This window comes from Paraburkholderia elongata (genome assembly GCF_013177735.1).
Taxonomy (GTDB): domain Bacteria; phylum Pseudomonadota; class Gammaproteobacteria; order Burkholderiales; family Burkholderiaceae; genus Paraburkholderia; species Paraburkholderia elongata.
Window position 1 is genome coordinate 1 of the sequence record NZ_WOEZ01000031.1, and the last position, 14,836, is coordinate 14,836.

Annotated in this window: 14 protein-coding genes; 5 read left to right on the forward strand and 9 right to left on the reverse strand. The window is 60.5% G+C overall.

What is annotated here, in order from left to right; translation table 11 throughout:
* Positions 1–107: 107 nt before the first annotated feature.
* The 3 genes from GNZ13_RS05305 to GNZ13_RS05315 form a co-directional block, all read right to left on the reverse strand.
* Complete coding sequence (locus tag GNZ13_RS05305; protein WP_268959136.1) at positions 108–1,097, reverse strand: tetratricopeptide repeat protein; 990 nt, start codon at positions 1,095–1,097, stop codon at positions 108–110.
* Positions 1,098–1,176: 79 nt separating this feature from the next.
* Positions 1,177–3,282: a S8 family serine peptidase gene (locus GNZ13_RS05310; RefSeq protein WP_172161169.1), complete on the reverse strand. Its 2,106-nt coding sequence runs from the start codon at positions 3,280–3,282 to the stop codon at positions 1,177–1,179.
* A 503-nt stretch (positions 3,283–3,785) separates the two neighbouring features.
* On the reverse strand, positions 3,786–5,024 hold the full coding sequence (locus GNZ13_RS05315; RefSeq protein WP_172161171.1) for a cyanate transporter: 1,239 nt from the start codon (positions 5,022–5,024) through the stop codon (positions 3,786–3,788).
* 269 nt (positions 5,025–5,293) lie between these two features.
* Here GNZ13_RS05315 and GNZ13_RS05320 point away from each other — a divergent pair, with 269 nt between their 5' ends.
* Entirely contained in the window at positions 5,294–6,037 is a 744-nt protein-coding gene (locus GNZ13_RS05320; protein ID WP_172161173.1) for a GntR family transcriptional regulator, read from the forward strand.
* 259 nt (positions 6,038–6,296) lie between these two features.
* Here the strand turns inward: GNZ13_RS05320 and infA are convergent, their stop codons facing one another.
* The 3 genes from infA to GNZ13_RS05335 all read right to left on the reverse strand — a co-directional run bounded on the left by infA (position 6,297) and on the right by GNZ13_RS05335 (position 7,779).
* A complete protein-coding gene (gene infA, locus GNZ13_RS05325; RefSeq protein ID WP_012427521.1) occupies positions 6,297–6,569 on the reverse strand; it encodes a translation initiation factor IF-1 in 273 nt (90 codons plus the stop codon).
* Between the two features lie 132 nt (positions 6,570–6,701).
* Entirely contained in the window at positions 6,702–6,983 is a 282-nt protein-coding gene (locus GNZ13_RS05330) for a hypothetical protein (protein WP_120294698.1), read from the reverse strand.
* A 577-nt stretch (positions 6,984–7,560) separates the two neighbouring features.
* Entirely contained in the window at positions 7,561–7,779 is a 219-nt protein-coding gene (locus GNZ13_RS05335) for a hypothetical protein (RefSeq protein ID WP_172161175.1), read from the reverse strand.
* Between the two features lie 348 nt (positions 7,780–8,127).
* Between GNZ13_RS05335 and GNZ13_RS05340 the strand changes: the two genes are divergently transcribed.
* On the forward strand, positions 8,128–8,772 hold the full coding sequence (locus GNZ13_RS05340; RefSeq protein WP_172161177.1) for a helix-turn-helix transcriptional regulator: 645 nt from the start codon (positions 8,128–8,130) through the stop codon (positions 8,770–8,772).
* A gap of 103 nt (positions 8,773–8,875) precedes the next feature.
* Here the strand turns inward: GNZ13_RS05340 and GNZ13_RS05345 are convergent, their stop codons facing one another.
* The 3 genes from GNZ13_RS05345 to GNZ13_RS05355 all read right to left on the reverse strand — a co-directional run bounded on the left by GNZ13_RS05345 (position 8,876) and on the right by GNZ13_RS05355 (position 10,882).
* Positions 8,876–9,670 carry an SDR family NAD(P)-dependent oxidoreductase gene (locus tag GNZ13_RS05345; RefSeq protein ID WP_172161179.1) on the reverse strand — a complete coding sequence of 265 codons (795 nt, stop codon included), beginning with the start codon at positions 9,668–9,670 and terminating at the stop codon, positions 8,876–8,878.
* A 197-nt stretch (positions 9,671–9,867) separates the two neighbouring features.
* Positions 9,868–10,272: an OsmC family protein gene (locus GNZ13_RS05350; RefSeq protein WP_172161181.1), complete on the reverse strand. Its 405-nt coding sequence runs from the start codon at positions 10,270–10,272 to the stop codon at positions 9,868–9,870.
* 172 nt (positions 10,273–10,444) lie between these two features.
* Positions 10,445–10,882 carry a YciI family protein gene (locus GNZ13_RS05355; protein ID WP_172161187.1) on the reverse strand — a complete coding sequence of 146 codons (438 nt, stop codon included), beginning with the start codon at positions 10,880–10,882 and terminating at the stop codon, positions 10,445–10,447.
* Between the two features lie 240 nt (positions 10,883–11,122).
* Between GNZ13_RS05355 and GNZ13_RS05360 the strand changes: the two genes are divergently transcribed.
* The 3 genes from GNZ13_RS05360 (at position 11,123) to GNZ13_RS05370 (ending at position 14,515) form a co-directional block, all read left to right on the forward strand.
* Positions 11,123–12,421, forward strand: coding sequence for an NAD(P)/FAD-dependent oxidoreductase (locus GNZ13_RS05360; protein WP_172161183.1), 1,299 nt, complete (start codon positions 11,123–11,125; stop codon positions 12,419–12,421).
* Positions 12,422–12,436: 15 nt separating this feature from the next.
* Positions 12,437–12,994, forward strand: a complete 558-nt coding sequence (locus GNZ13_RS05365; protein ID WP_172161185.1) for a helix-turn-helix domain-containing protein — start codon at positions 12,437–12,439, stop codon at positions 12,992–12,994.
* A 174-nt stretch (positions 12,995–13,168) separates the two neighbouring features.
* A complete protein-coding gene (locus tag GNZ13_RS05370) occupies positions 13,169–14,515 on the forward strand; it encodes a glutamine synthetase family protein (RefSeq protein WP_172161189.1) in 1,347 nt (448 codons plus the stop codon).
* Positions 14,516–14,836 lie beyond the last annotated feature (321 nt).

Genomic DNA, 14,836 nt, shown 5'->3' on the forward strand with positions numbered 1-14,836 from the left:
GGCTCCAATACGCCGATCATCGAGTGGCCCGATTGCGCCGATCATGCACTGGCTCGATTACGGCGATCATCAGGTGGCTCGATTACGCCGATCCCGGAATGGCCCTATCACGCCGATCCGTGACACCACTCGGGGAAATCTGGGCGAATCCGCTCATTTTCCGTGCCGGGGAGTTCGTAAAACCATCTGTATCTCTTCCAGCCTTCTTCGAACTCACCAAGGACAAGTTGCACACCGGCAAGATGAAATTGCAGGTATGGGTTATCCGGCAGAAGCCGTGCTGCTTCGATACTATGCGGTCGACTGTCGGCAACGTTGCCGGTGATGCTAAGTGCGCTTGCCGCGTTGTGATGCAGAAACGGGTGTTGCGGATCGATGACGAGTCCCTGCCTAGCCACGCTAAGCGCTTCGCTGAAGCGGTCGTGGGTGTTCAACACGTAGGCTAGTGAATTGAGTGTATCGGCATTGTCGGCAAAGCGGGTTCTGGCCTGCCTTATCGCTTCATCGAGCTCGCGATTGTCGCCTGCCTTGGCCAGTGCCGCGATCAGGTCGAGTACATCTTGCGGGCTTGCAGGGTCGAGCATCCACGCTTGTTGCCAGTAGCCTGCGGCTTCATCGATCTTCCCGAGTTCCGTGCAAATTCGGGCCAGCGCGCGAACGGCATGGTGCAATCCCGAATCAATCTCAATGGATTTTTCATAGTGGGCCATTGCCTCATCGAGACGGCCGGACAGCCGCAGGCAGTCGGCAAGGTTCCGGTGAAGACTGGCGGTACCGCCCGCGAGGCTGATCGCACGACGATAGGACGCTTCGGCCGATGCATGGTTGCGCTTTAACGCGGCAAGCAGGCCCGCGTGCTCCCACAATTCCGCCCGCTCAGGGGCTATTTGCAATGCCTGTTCCAGGTATTCGCGCGCCCGATCCATTTCATCCGTATGAACACAGGCGAGTCCCATGCGGTGCAGCGCGTGTGCGTCGCGTGGGCGCACGGCGAGTACTTTGCGGTAACCGCTCATCGCCTCGGTCATACGTCGCGCGGAAAAATGCGCATCGGCACGCGCGACGAAAGCGTTCAGGTCCGCGTCATCGTGATTCATTGTTTGCCCGTGGATGGTGGGAAGTACGCCCCTGCGATCCGCAGCTAAGACGCAGGGGCGCAATTCTGGCGTAGCCGGTTTATTGCGTATAGGTGGCCAGAAGAGAAACGCCGCTCAGTTTTGTGCCGGCACTCAATACGCCGTAGTAAGTTCCGGCTACCGGGTTGGCGATCGTGCAGGTGGCGGCCCCACCTCGCACCATAACGGACTCACAGTCAGGATGGAGCATGGATGGCGTACCGGCTCTGACATACAGTGTTGCGGTTTGGCTGGCTGTTCCTGGCGACAGGGTGAACGTCAAGCTCTTTACGCCCGGAGGAACAACCAGATCGTAATTCTGCATATCGCCGTTTTTCGCTGAGATCGTCAACGGAATACCGGCGCTTAGGTCCGTAAGGGTTGGAGGAATGACCTGAAATGGGCGCGTCAGCCTGCTAACGGCCCCGGTGCTATCCGTCACTGTGAATGTGATTTCATAAGTGCCCGGATAGTCATAGTTCACATAGGGAGAGACTGATTGCGTGCGCACCATATCAGGACCACCAGTACCGAAATTCCAGGTCCATGACTTGATCGGCGCACCCCTGGCAGTAGACAGGTCCGTGCATGTCACTTGCATTATCGTCGTAGCTTCTGAGCATGCAAAATCCGCTGCCGCTGGAATCTTTCCAGACCTGGCGGCAATGACAGTCGCGTTCGCATCCAGAATGCCTGAGCCGATAGGTTGGTCCGGTTTGCCGTTGGGAAACGGTTGCACATTCTGTGTCAGCAGGGCCCTCATTTCCGCGGCGCTCAGGGGTGTGGGAACGACTGACTGAGCGAGTGCGATAACGCCGCTCACCATCGGTGCCGCCATCGACGTGCCGTCCATGTACGTATAGCCTTCGGTGCCCGGCGCGGCGGTTCCGTTGTTATAGGTGGACCAGATCGAGTCGCCAGGCGCAGCAATATCGACAGTCTGCCCATAGTTTGAAAGAACCCACTTTAAACCGGGGCGATTGCTGCCGCCGACACTGATAACGTTTCGGCAGTTCGCCGGCGTAAAATTCGTTGCACTGCTACCGTTGTTGCCCGCCGCTGCAACTACAACGGCACCGCGACTGACTGCGTAGTCAATTGCGTTCTGAAACGTCATTCCGCAGGAACCCGCACCCCCAAGGCTCACATTAATGACCTTCGCTGGGTAGGCGTTGTTGGGGATGCCTGACACGCTCCCGCCAGCGGCCCACGTCACGCCATCGGCAACGTCGGACGTAAAGCCTCTTCCGCACGCATTCATTACCCGGACTGGGACGACTTTTGCGCCTGGCGCAATCCCGGCTATGCCAACGCCGTTGTTGGTCTGCGCGGCCATGATGCCCGCGACGTGAGTACCGTGCCAGACGACTGGGCATGTCTCTGTCGTGATACCCGGATTCGCGCCGTCACCGCCGCGGTTGTTCGCGGTGAAATCGTACCCAGACAGGATATTGGCATTCAGGTCGCTATGACTGGTCACGCCGTTGTCTATCATCGCGATCACGATCCCGGAACCGTTAGCCATGTCCCAGGCAGTCTCTGCCCGTATTCCCGCAGTGGTGATGCCGGGTTTCTGGTTCGAGGTTAAGCCCCACTGTTTGCTATATTCCGGATCGTTTGGAGCCATTGTTACGGACATTGGTGCATCGGGCTCCACATATTCGACGTTAGGGTCCGATGCAATGGCGCGCATGAACGCTTTGGCATCCTTGGCGTTCAGCTTGCGTTCCGTTGTAACCACATCAGCGCCGATGCCCATGCGGCGCAAATGGCGCGCTCTCGCGGGGAAGGCATTCGTCAGCCGGTCAAGTCTTGACTGGACTGCAGAGGCTGATCCGCGTTCTGCGGTGCCGGTCCTGTACTTGACAATGAAGCGGTCGTTGGATGCGTCCGAAGACAGGCCGCTCATATTCATTTTTAAGGACGATTGCAGAGGAACGGTGCTTGATGCCGCCGCGAATGCCGCGCTCTTTTCCAGGGTCGGTGTTGTTTCGGAAGTTGTATCACCGCCGCTGTTTCCGCCACACGCCGCGAGTGCCAACGCAAGCGAAATACAGGCAGCGCCTGCCAACGCACAGCGCGTGCCTGCTTTGGACCACAGAGCGCCAATGTAGGCCGTTGTTCTACGAGAGCCGTTCTGCACGTTCTCATCTCTCTTTTGTTTCATGGTTTTATTCCCGGTTCGACATACAGAAATGATTGCCCCCGCTTTTATGAAGTAGTCGTACTGCGGTCATCAGTGGTGCCATAGTCACGGGCCGTTTTTTGGCCAGCCGGCGTAGTCTATTTTTTAGACTAGATTAAGATTCCTAACTAATAACCATCGGACGGTTGCGTGATAGGTGACCTTCTGCGGCTGTTAGTCAGCCAGTCAGGTTCTTATGTTTAGATGCAATGAATTGCTTGATGAAGATAATAAATAGCCTGATTGATATAAACAATCAGGGGTTTCTATTTCTCCGTCGGATAATTTACCTGCAGCGTAAGACTGTCGACGTGTGTCCACACATGCCAACGAATCAAATCACTCTGGCGACTAAGGTGAGAAGGGGGATGGTTGAGGTAACGGGGTGTTTCGCGTACCGGGTGGCACGCGTTGCGTCGATGGCTGAGCGATAGCTTCCTCGCTGCAGTGTCAGCGAGGAAGCACCGGAACGAAGTCCGTCCGAATCAATGCCATTTCGCGTAACTGCGGGGAGAAAAGAAGAAACTCACGACGATCATGGCGGCAACGCTACCGGCGAGCATGATCCAGGCGGTCCCGAACCCGCCAGTCCAACCCCGGACCATACCGGCAAAAATGGGCGCAATGGCCGCCACAACAAAGCCGACCCCTTGCGTAAATGCGACAAGCTTTCCAGTCACGCTGTGGTGCGCCGAATGATCCATAGTAGTAACAAGCGTCAACGAGAACGTCCCGCCAAGTCCGGCGCCGGCAATGCCGACCCAGACCAACGGGGCCGCATCGGGCCACAAGATCATCCCAAGCAACCCGGCGAATTGGGCGGACAAACCTAGAACCAACCACGGCCGCCGATCCCGAAACGACGCCGCGGCCAGCGGAAGCAATAAAGCCGACGCAGCCTGAAACACGGTCATGCTTGCAAGCAACGAACCGCTATCCGCGACGCTCACGCCACGCTGCTGGTAGGACGCCGGCAGCCATGCGACGAGCGTCGTATATCCACCGTTGACGATTCCGAAGTAGAGACCAAGCGTCCACGCGCGCCGCTTGCGCCACAGCGGAAGATCCACGGGGCTCGCAGGAGCGGGTTGTGCCGCAGCGCCAGTCGAAGGCTGAAGATTCAGACCCAGCCAGCACAGCAACGCCGCGAGAGCAGGAATGGCCCACACGGCGAGCCCCGCATGCCACGACCCCATCATGTTGCTGACCCACGGACTCAAGCGCGCCCCCAGCCCGCCGCCTCCCATGATCGACGCCGAGAAGACCCCCATCGCAAGTGGCACCCGCGCATGGAAGCGCTGCTTCATGACAGCGGGCAGCAGAGCCTGAATCGCCGCGACGCCTACGCCCGCCATAGCCGCCGTCAACAGCAAGGCCGCACCGCTTGCAGTCGCCCAGCGTGCGCCGCAAGCCAGCGCGATCGCCAGTAAACCGAGTGCAACGCCGCGCGTTTCACCAATCGACCGGGTTAGCGCGCCAGCGCCGAACGCGCCGATGCCCATAGCAACGACCGGCAGGCTGGTCAGCAACGACGCGCCGTAAAAGCTTAACCCGGTTGCGTCGCGGATCGTCGTCATCAACGGGCTGATCGACGTCAGCAGGGGCCTCAGATTGATGCCGATCACCACAATCGCGCACAGCCATAACGCGTCACGCCACGTGAGCGCGTGGGATGCGTCGTTGGCATGGGTTTCGGTCGGGCTGGCGCTGGAGTGCGAATTCACAATGGACCTGGATGCGAGAGTGGGCGACGCCTTGCGAGCGGGAAGAGGACACTGCGGGACGCTGCGCAACCGGCGGCGGCAAGACGGGTAACGAGGCTCGAACAGGCTGGAAAAAACCGCACGAGACTATTTTGGTCAACCATAATAGCATTTAATGGTTAACCATTTTCCTGATGTCCGGTATGAGTTCAAGCGCCCGCGGATGGCGTCTGCCACTCCGCGTCGCTACAATGCCGGGCGATATCGCTCCGTTCTCCATCACTGAATTCATGGCCTCCCGTTCCTCGCGTACGTCGTCTGCCGACACCGGCACACCCATCCGCAGCGCGCCCGAAGACGACTCGATCAGCGTCGAAGAGCGCATTTATGCGTCGATCACCGCGGCGTTGTTGCAAGGCCGTCTGCGGCCGGGCGCGCAACTGGTCGAGCGCGATCTCGCTGCTGCGTTCGGTTGCACGCGCGGCGCGTTGCGCAAGGTGCTCGCGCGGCTGGGTTTCGAAGGCAAGCTGGTGCTCGAGGCGAATCGCGGCGCGTTCGTTCCGTCGCCATCGGAAGAAGACATTCGTCAGGTGTATCGCGCCCGGCACATCGTCGAGGCGGGCATTGTCGCGGCTTTGTGTGGGAGTTTGAGTGCGGCTCACAAGCGCCGCCTGCGCGGCCATGTGCGCAGCGAAGAGAAGGCGTCACGCGCCGGCGCAGTCGAGGAATCCGTGCGGCTCGCGGGCCAGTTTCATGTGTTGCTGACGGAACTGGCGGGCGGTACGGAATTGCTCGGCCTGGTTGGGCAACTCGTCGCGAAGACCGAGTTGTACAAGGCGTTGTTCGACCCGTCGAAGGGTTCGACTTGTTCTGCGGACGAGCATATGCAGATTATCGAAGCGCTCGATGCGGGAGACCTGCATGCGGCACTGGCGGCGATGCGCGAGCATCTGTCGGAGCTGGAGGAGCGGGTGGTCGAGCAGGTGCGCAAGAGCGCCGCAGGAGAGGATCTCGGTGCGGTGTTCGGGGTGTAGAAAGGGAGGCAGCGCAGTGCGCAAGGGTGTGAGACACCCGACTGCGGCAGGAAAGTACCAGGCGCCAAGCGTGCAGCGAGTGCAAAGCGCGTAACTCATGCGACGCCGCAGCGCGCCGCTCAGGCCCGAGTCAACGAGTCAAGCTTGAGAAGGCGCGCGAAAGGCTTCGCGAACAACTAAACAGCAACAGCGGTGATGGCGATAGGCCACACGCAGGCCACGCAACAACCGTTAAGAAGCGGTCAGCGTGCCGGCAGCCTTAACGGCGACGGAATTGCGTATTGCGTGCGCCGCCGCCACCGGTGGCGCGCTCGTCTTTGTGACGGAAATTGATCCGGCCTTTGGTCAGATCGTAAACCGACAGTTCCAGCGTCACGCGGTCGCCCGCGAGAATACGGATATGGTTCTTGCGCATGCGTCCGGACGCGTAAGCGCCAACCACGACGCCGTTGTCGAGCGTCACGCGGTAACGGCTATCCGGAAGTACTTCGTCGACGATACCGTCAAGTTCAAGCAGTTCTTCTTTCGCCATGCATAACTCCTGGTCGATGGGATAAATGGGTGTTGGCCGCGCAGCTAAGTCTGGCGCAACATCTGATACGGTTGACAGTTGGCTTTCAGGCCAGCTGCGTTGCGGTAACAGCGGATTCGCTGATAGTACCGCTCAAAGATCGGCGACGGATTGGCCGTCTACGCGGCCGTCGATCAATTGCTCGGCGTGGGCCATGCACGCAATGCGTGCCTTGCCCGTGCCGTCGAAAGGAAACAGATACTGCAGACGAAACACACGCCCGTCGGCTGCCGGATTGGCGCCCACGCGGCAGATGCGCACCGACGCGTCGTAGCCTGCGTCCGGATTGCGGCCCGTCTGACCGTCCGTCGGGCGGCGCGGATAGACGAGCGGGTGAATTTCGTAACCTTTGTACGTCTTGACAACTGAATTCATGAAGCACGTGTCCTGTATTACGTGGCCCCTGTGTCACGCGTGTTACGCGCGGCACAACAGGCCTGGCAGCGCTGCACCTTAGGGCGCGCCGCCATGGAAAAAAGGTTGGCACAGGCCCGATGGCAAGGGCATGAGCGCGGCCGCGCAAAATCGCGGATTCGATGGAGAAGAAACACGCTGATGTCGCGCAGACATCGGGCGCGTAAAAGCTGAACAACTCAGCTGCACAACTCGCGACGGCGAATGCAGGCGGCGCATTGCCGGAGTGACGGGATCGCCGACAGGCAGCGGTCGAACAGTCGGGGGTGGTGCGGAGACGCCGATTGATACTGTGCTTGATACTGCCGGTGCTACGGATGCGGAATACAGCTATTCCAATATGATGCACTAAATGGGGCTAATTGGATAGCAAAAAGTTCCGTGTGCGGGCAAACCGCCCAGCCGGCGGGGTGTTGGGCGAGAAAAGGCTGCCGCGAACGGCGTGCCGGGGTATGACCGGCACGCCGTGTGTGAGGTGGCGCCGAAATGGAAAAAGCGGGCAAAGTCGGACAAAAGCGGCCGAAGGCGAAGGCTGGCGTCAGCGGGTGGTTTCGGCAACGCGCTTTTGCAGTTCGCGTGCAGCGGCGAGCGGAATGCGCGCATCGTCCCAGCCGGCCAGCCATTCGACCTCCTTCGACGTAAAAATCTGCCCGTGATTGCGCAGCGTGTATTGCAACGAATCGATGATGTGGTTGCGAATGATTTCCGGCGTGCCTTCGTCATCGAGCACGGCGCGAAACGCTTCGAGCGTGGCCATCTGTTGCTCCGTGAAATAGTTGGTTCTTTTATCGCACGAAAAAAAATCGCTCGCCAAGCGGACAAAAATCGCTGGGTGCGCGCGCAACAACCAGAACGGGTGGGCAGCATGCCGTCGAGCGCCCATCAAGGCCCTGCGCACGATGCGGCCCCGCAATAAAATAGCCGTCGCGCTGTCGCCATGCCGCCGCGGTCGCCGCCGCCGATTGGGGTCGTTACAATGGCGAGTTGCCACGCAAGGCTGCCCGGCATCGTTGCGCTTGCTTTGCCTGCCGGCCATAACCTCGGCGCCCGACTGGCTCATTTGGGCAAAAGCGGCGCCGCATCCCTCGAACCCTGCGATTCCTCAATGCGCAAGACAACCGTCTCTCCTGTGAAAGACCTGCTGCTGGACCGCTATGCACCCATTGCAGACGGCATCGCGGCGCTGTTCTACCCGTGTGCCGAAGTCGTGATTCACGACCTGCGCGATCAGACCATCGCGTATCTCGTGAACAATCTGTCGAAACTCGAAGTCGGCGGCCCCTCGGTGCTCGATGAAGTCCACTATGCGGCGCGCGGGCGGACGATCGGGCCGTACGAGAAGCTCAATTGGGACGGTCGTCGCATGCGCTGCGTGAGCAACATCCTGTTCGACGACGAGGGCAAACCGGCCGGCATGCTGTGCGTCAACTTCAACATCGCGGTGTTCGAAGATGTGCGCTCGACGCTCGATCTGTTCATCAAAGGCGGCAATCTGACGGACGCGCCCGCGGAGGAACTATTCCGCGACGACTGGCAGGACCGCATCAACACGTTCCTGCACACCTGGCTGCGCGAGCGGCAAATCGGCATCAACGCGCTCACGCGCGAACACAAGCGGGAAATCGTCGAGGCGCTGCATGGGCAGGGCGCGTTTCGCGGCCGCAGTTCCGCGAACTATGTGGCCGCCGTGCTGACGATGGGGCGCGCCACCGTCTATAAGATTCTGAAGCAGATGAAAGAGGGCGGCTGACGGTTCTCAAATCGCGGTGGGACAGCGCAGCCCGCCGCTGGACCCAGCACGGAGCCGATGCGCCCGGGAGATTGAAACCGCGCTGCGGGAAGAATAGCTGCGTTCAGCTGTGCAGTCCCATTTTGCCGCTCGCCATGGCGGCGACGCGAACCACGAGCCCTCGGGGAAGCAACCGTGACAGCCAGGTCGCGGCCCGCACGCTGGTCCGCCCAGGATAGGCGACCGCTTTTCTCTTGTCGAAGGCCTTGAGCGTTTCCTGAACAACCGACTCCGAGCTGTCCATGTCTTTCGGCGACACATTGGTCGACACACCGTCGAAGAAGCTCGTTGCCGTGGGTCCCGGACAAGCGGCCATCACATGAACGCCCGTGCCGACGAGTTCAAATTGCAGCGCCTCGCTGAAGAACAGGACGAAAGCCTTGGTCGCCGCGTACGTGGCCATATGCGGGAGGGGCTGAAAGCTCGCGTTGGAAGCGAGGTTGATGATGCCGCCCCTGCCACGTTTCGCCATACCGCTACCGAACCGATGACTGAGGGCGACGAGCGCCTGAACGTTGACCTGAATCTGCGACTGTTCTTTCGTCGGGTCGTGCGAGAGGAAGCTGCCGGTCAGACCCAGCCCCGCATTGTTGATTAGCAGATCTACCTGAATGCCGCGGCGCTCGAGCTCCTCGCCGATCTGGAGAGCGGCGTCAGGATGGCTCAAGTCGGTATTGAGCGCAACGGTTTGCACGCCATATCGGGCCGAAAGCCTTTCCGCCAGGGCCTGCAATGTGTCACCCGAGCGGGCGACCAACACTAGGTCCATGCCGCGTGCGGCCAGTGTTTCCGCAAAGACCTTGCCGAGTCCTTTTGAGGCGCCGGTAATCAGGGCGGTCGAGCCGCGATAAACAAACATTTTCTGCTCCTTGCTGCGAGGTGAACCTGCATTAGCGTTGCGTGCGCCATCTGAGGTCGCCGGTCACAGGCATCGACTCGATGCTGAGCGCCGCACTTCCTTGGGGACGTGACGCATTGTGCAAGGTGGAGCGTCATTTGATAATTGGGATGCCTTTTGAATCATTTTCAAAAAAAATGGAAATATCGCAGGCCGTCTCACCACCGCATTGCCGTGTCGATCCGTGTTCCCCGTTTGATGAACAGGGTGACCGGTGTTTTCTCGCAGATTTCGGCAAGGCGGGTCCGCTGGCTATCGTCGAGGGGCCCTTCGACGGATACGGTGCGCCGAATGAATTGACCGCCGTCGCGCTCGACGTGCAATTCCGTGTCGACTTTGATCCGGCCACCCGGCCATGCTTTCCTCTGCATATACATCCTGAGCGTGGCAGCGGTGCATGCCGCGAGACCCGAGAGCACGAATTCGAAGGGGGCCGGGCCGCTATCCTGACCCCCATCGCGCGGCCCTTCATCGCCGAGCAGGCTGTGTGTGCCCGCATCGACTTTGACGAGATAGTTGGGTGCATCTGCGTGCGAGATGGCGGTTGCGATCGCGAGAGTCATTGTTGTCCTCACTGGTGTCACGAGGGTGTGACGTTGTTTTGCAGGGCGATGGGTGGCTGGATTGCGCGGCGGTTGCTTGTGCCCCTAATGGCGAGCGCCAAAGTGGACGACACGGGAGCGACCGCCATGTGCGGTGTAGTGTATGCGTCCCCGCGCCCCCGCGTGCCCCGCATCAACGCGGCTTGTTCGCCCCGCCTTCGGTCTGTGCGCGCAGGCGCTCTTCCTGAGCCCGCAGTTCGGGTGTCAGTTCCGCGCCGAAATCATCGGCTTCGAATAGCGGGCGAATTTCGATTTCGGACTCGCTTTCCATCGGATTGGGACAGCGCCTGACCCATTCGACGGCTTCTTCCATCGACTTGACCTGCCACAGCCAGAACCCCGCGACGAGTTCCTTGGTCTCCGTGAACGGTCCATCGATCACGGTTCGCTGGCTGCCTGAGAAGCGCACCCGTTTGCCTTTGGCACTCGGATGCAAGCCTTCGCCCGCGAGCATCACGCCTGCCTTGACGAGTTCTTCGTTGAACTTGCCCATTGCCGCAAGCAGTTCCGTGCTGGGCATCTTGCCGGTCTCTGACTGACTCGTAGCCTTCACCATCACCATGACGCGCATTGTCATTTCTCCATGAATGAGTTGTTGGAGCCACGCGGCCCCGAAGTTTAATCGGGATCGACCGGAAGCTCTTACAAACACGACGAACCAGAATGTCTGAAATCGACACCGTCTAGCAGGCTTCACGGTTCCTTAGTATCGCTCGACGCGAAGGCGCTTTTAACCCTTGCTTGCTTTCGTGAAAAATAGATGTTATTTTTTCATGAAATTAACGGTTGAATTTTTCACGGAGCAGCGTCGATGTTTCATCATTCCGCCGAGCACGTCGCCAGCTACTACGCGCGCACCTATCCAGGCCCGATTCCACTGCGCCCGACTTTGGAAGAGCGCGTGGACACTGAAGTGTTAATCGTCGGCGCAGGCTTCAGCGGCTTGCACACTGCGCTGCGCCTCGCTCTCGCGGGCAAGCGCGTCACCTTGCTCGAGGCCAGCCGGGTGGCCTGGGCGGCGTCCGGGCGCAATGGGGGCCAGGCACTGCTCGGCTGGTCCTGCGATATGCCGCCGCTGGAAGCTGCGCTGGGGCTGGAGCGCACCCGTCGGCTATGGGACAGCATGCGCTGGGCCGCTGGTGAGATACGCGAGCTGCCGCAGCGGCACGGCTTTGATGCTGACTACCGCGCCGGCAGTCTGTGGACGGCGGTGCTGCCGCGCCGCGTCGGTCTGCTGCAGCAGGCCCAGCAGGAGGCCGTGGAGAAGTGGGGCTACGAACGGATGCGGTTCATTCCTCGGGAGGAGATGCCTGAGTGGATCGCGAGCGAGCGCTACCATGCTGCGCTCTACGATCCCGAGGCGGGCCACCTGAATCCCCTGAAGCTGGCCCAAGGCCTGGCGGCGGCGATCGAGCAGGCCGGTGGGCGCATCTTCGAGCAGAGCCAGGTGTTGGATTACCGCGAAACGCCTGGCGGGCCTGCCGGTTATGTGGCGCGCACCGACAAGGGGGAGGTGCGTGCGGACGCGCTGGTACTCGCCTGCAACGCGTATATCGACCGCCTCGACCGCAAACTTTCCAGGCGAATGCTGCCCGTTGGCACGTATCAGGTGGCCACGTCGCCGCTGCAGCCGGACATGGCGCGTTCGCTGCTGCCGCGCAACAGCTGCGTGATCGACAACCAGTTCGTTCCCGATTACTTCCGCCTCAGTCCTGACAACCGCCTGCTATTCGGCGGCGGCTGCACGTACGCGGGCGGTATTCCCAAGGATATTGCGGCGGCCACCCGGCCCTACCTGGAACAGGCGTTCCCGCAACTGCGCGGGGTGGAGCTGGAGTTTGCCTGGGGCGGGCATATCGATGTCAGCATGAAACGCACGCCGGATATCGGCCGACAAGGCGAGCGCTACTGGCTGCAAGGCTTTTCGGGGCACGGCATACTCCCCACGCTCGCCGCTGCCCGGGCAGTCGCCGACGCTATCCTCGGTGACGACGAACTGTTGAGCCTGTATCAGTCCATCGACAATCCGCCTTTTCCCGGCGGAACGTTGCTGGCGGCGCCGCTGGAGGTCATGGGCAAGACCTGGTATCGTCTGCGCGACAGAGTCTGAAAGAAGAGGCGGAAGATGAACAAGCAGGAAGAAATTGAAGGTCTCGCGATACTGATTCGGGACCTCCGCAAGCATAAGAAGGTGACGTTGGGCGCATTGGCGGAAAAGATCGGCCGCTCGGTGGGTTTCCTCTCCCAGATCGAGCGCGGCCTCTCGCGCCCGACCGTGGGCGACCTGACCGCCATCGGTGAGGCCTTAGGCGTACCCACCACCTATTTTTATAACCTGAGCAAGCCGCGCGCGCTGCCTTGGGTGACCCGGCCCGATGAACGCCGCACCCTCTATTACGCCGAGGGCGTGACGGACGTGTTGGTGTCGCCGAACATGTCTGCGGGCTTTTCGATGCTGGAAAGCCACCTGGCTCCCGGCGCCAGCAGCGGTGATAAACCTTTGAACGACAGCGACGAGCAAGGTGGTTTCGTCCTCGAAGGCGAGTTGACCATCTGGCTGGAAGACGAGGCGCAGCCGGTGACCCTTGGCCCTAACGACGGCTTCCAGGTGCCGGCGCACGCCCGGTTCCGCTACGCCAACCTCTCCGACCAACCGACACGGGTACTTTGGGTGTTCACCTAGAATTCCGGCCGAATCTGGACGTAGCAGGGGTGCTACGCTGAATAAAAATTCGGATCGCTAATTAATGACGTGATGAATGCCACGTCCCGTTATGCCGTCGACTTGCCTGCCTCGGTCTACGGCACCTTTGAACTGAATCTCAATCATCACCTTTTGCGTGAGAAGGACAACACCATGACTTCCCCCAGCGCCGATCTGCTTAGCGAAGTGCGGACCTTCCGCGCAGCCTATCCCGAGGTGCGCTACGTCGACCTCATTTGCCTGGATATCCCCGGGCACTTCTACGGCAAGCGATACCCGGTGGACATGCTCGAGAAAGTCGCTGCCGGCAGCCTCCTGAAGCTGCCGCAGAACTGCATCCTGCTGGGCGTGCAGGGCGGGTTGTACCCGATCGGCGACTATTGCTTCAACGACGGAGACCCGGATGCGGTGCGCCGCCTGATTGCCGGCACGCTCAAGCCTGTGCGATGGGAAAGTCAGCCGTTGGGGCAGATGTTGATCAGCTCGGACGGCACCGAGGCGCCCATCGAGTTTGAACCCCGCGAGGTCCTGGCGCGCGTGCTGAAACGCTTCGAACGGCGCGGCATTCGTCCGGTCGTGGCCTTCGAACTGGAGTTTTACCTGTTCGACGCGAAACTCGCGGACGGTCTGCCGCAGTTCCCACGCGACCCGTTCTGTGACGACAGCGATGACCAGCCGAACATGCATATCGAGCGACTGTCGCGGTTCTCCGGCGTGCTCGACGAGATGGTTGAAGCCACGCGCGAGCAGGGCGTGGATGCCACCGTGATCACGGCCGAACTAGGGCCGGGGCAGTTCGAGATTAACTTTGGCCACAACGACGATGGTCTGCGCGCCGCGGACTGGGCCGCCTTGTTCTGCCGCAGCACGCGCGGCGTGGCGATGAAACACGGCTACCGCGCCAGCTTCATGAGCAAACCTTACCTGCATGCGCCGGGCAGCGGCATGCACGTGCACGTGAGTCTCTACGACGAGGCCGGCAACAATCTGCTGGCTGTAGACGGCCGGCGGCCATTGCGCCATGCGGTGGCCGGGTGCCTCGCGCTGCTGCCGCATTGCATGCCGGTCTTCGCTGCCAATCACAACGCTTTTCGCCGCTATGGCTGGAAAGCGAATGCTGCCAGCCGTGGCAGTTGGGGCTTCGAAGACCGCGACGCCTGCATTCGTATTCCCGAATCGGACGATCGCAACCTGCGCATCGAACATCGCGTGGCGGGCGCCGACGCGAACCCTTACCTTGTGCTGGCCGCCATCCTCACCAGTATGGAACACGGGCTGGATGCCGGTCGCGAGCCCATTGCCCCGCTCAATGAGGACCGCAGGAGCGGGATCGACTTTCCGAAAGACATGCTCACGGCCGTCGCCGCGATGCAAAATCATCCGGTGGTGCGCGAGGGAATGGGCGAAGAGTTCGTCATGGTCTACTGCGAGAACAAACGGCAGGACCATCTGGATTTCATGAACGAGGTGAACGCGCGGGAATATCGCTGGTTCCTTTGAACGCTGGTACGTTTCACGGCTCAGGCAGCCATGCATCGCAACTGCAGATGGCAACAGCGTAAGTCCGCATCAGTGATCGTTCGCGCGGCGGCACGGGTTTAAAATGACGGTCGCGACAAAACCACGTGCTCTGCTTCGGAGGACGTCGGCCCGTTTATAAAAATTCCGTTGATGCGGACAGGAGTAGTTAAATGGGGCTATTTCAAAAGTGGAGTGGGTAATGCGGCTTACGAGGCATGTGGGTTGAAGGCTGAGAAGTCGAGCTTTCCGGCGATGAGGAACAGCACAGTCCGCATGGTTTTGAAGCTGGCGTACCCGCGC